General features: G+C 58.4%; 2 protein-coding genes. One reads left to right on the forward strand and one right to left on the reverse strand.

Features of this window, described 5'->3' with window-relative positions:
- On the forward strand, positions 1-1,212 hold a 1,212-nt coding region (locus tag RMO15_RS31620; RefSeq protein ID WP_309722777.1), incomplete at its 5' end, for a type II secretion system protein GspG.
- Between the two features lie 9 nt (positions 1,213-1,221).
- Here RMO15_RS31620 and RMO15_RS31625 read toward each other — a convergent pair.
- Entirely contained in the window at positions 1,222-1,437 is a 216-nt protein-coding gene (locus RMO15_RS31625; protein WP_309722780.1) for a hypothetical protein, read from the reverse strand.
- Positions 1,438-1,631 lie beyond the last annotated feature (194 nt).

The following is a 1,631-nucleotide window of genomic DNA, read 5'->3' on the forward strand; positions in this document are numbered from 1 at the left end:
AAAAAAGTGGAGATAAGCAAGCTGGGCGAGATTGCTACCTCACCGAGTCCTCGCTATGATGCCAAACTCCGAAAAAGTGTCAAGCCTCCCCAGCCTCTAGAGGGGCGCAAAGTGCTTCTGGCGAAAAATCAAGCCGCTATCGCCAAGCTCCGTGAGGCGCTGAGCCAAGACTATGCTGCTCCTGGAAAGTATGGGGATCTCGGCGCTAACTTTTTCCCTGCATTTGCCAACCATCGGGAGCTGGCCCGTATGCTCAGCTTCGCCAGCCGTACCTATGCTGACCTCGGACAAAAAGACAAAGCGGCAGAGTGCGCGGTAGATTCGATAGAGCTTGGGATACTCGCCGCACACCGGAGCCACTTGATTGGGGAGCTAGTTGGTATTGCCTGCGAGGCCATTGGCAGAAAGCCACTTTGGGAACTTGCCGATGGTTTGGATACAAAGACTGCACGCGCCGCAGCCACGCGCCTCGAAGCGCTAGAGCCGAAGCGCTACTCGTTTCAGAGTGTGCTCCTGGATGAGCGGGACTACACACAATCCAATAGCTATACAATGATGCGAGGGAGTGCGTGGGAGATGGCACAGCTTTACACGGAGAACGAGATGGCAGAATCCACGATGGTGATGATGCCTGATACGGGAGGCTATGAGAAACCCAGTGTGGCCCAACGGACTCTGGTACGTTCGCTCATGACCGCTCAGCTTCTCTGGTACACGAAAAAGCATATCTTTGCTGAGAGTGGGCGCTACATGTCCGAGCTCGCCGAGCAGGCAAAGCTCCCGTACGATCCGAAGCGCCCCGGTCCTCGTATGCCGAATGATCCCCTGAACGCGACTCTGATGCCCGTTTTTGCACAAGCGGGGCAGAAAGACACAGCAGCTCGGGCGGAGACGGCACTAATGCGAGCCTATCTGGCCCTCCGCGCGTATCGGCTGGAGAAAGGGAGCTACCCTGCGACGCTTGCAGAGCTAGTGAGCGCAGGCTATCTCAAGGCCCTCCCCGACGACCCGTTCGCACCGCGCTTTGGGCAGCCATTCGGTTACCGGCGCGAGGCAGGTGACAAGTTCAAGCTCTGGTCGTGCGGCCCCGATGGCGACGATGACAACGGGCGGGCGATTGTGGCAAAGAACGAGAACGGCAACACGCGCTCAGGGCGCTATGTTCAGTCTGGCGATGAGGGCGATCTGGTGGCGCGGGTGAACACGTACTAGGGGACGGGTTTACGAAATCCACGCTCCCTCGGGTTGCTCGGGGCGGTAGCTGACTCCTACATAATCCCCGACAAACTGGCTCTCGCTGAGGACGGGTGTTGAGGAGACGAACTCCACGGGCTGGCCTCGGTGCGTTGCAAAACGGACACGGGCGTAGAGCGCAGCGTCGCGCTCGATAAAGGCAATCAAAACACCGGTGGCGGATAGCAGATGGGGAACTTTCATACCAAGATTGTCGGCAGAAACAAGAAAAACTCTCCTGGTAACCTTAGGGGGCTAGTGGACGCCGTCGGGGGCTGTTTGGGGCGCGGAAGATAAGAAAATCGCTCTCGGGAGCCGCCTCCCATTCCCAACCGCCAAAGTCCAGGCAGACCTGGTCCAGGAGTGCAGCGAGCTTCATCGGGGGGCAGGAATAGCCC

The sequence above is a fragment of the Armatimonas sp. genome (assembly GCF_031410135.1).
Taxonomy (GTDB): Bacteria; Armatimonadota; Armatimonadia; order Armatimonadales; family Armatimonadaceae; genus Armatimonas.

What these genes read in the sequence shown, in the direction of transcription:
- RMO15_RS31625 (WP_309722780.1), bottom strand. Translation starts at nt 1,437, where the DNA reads ATGAAAGTTCCCCATCTGCTATCCGCCACCGGTGTTTTGATTGCCTTT.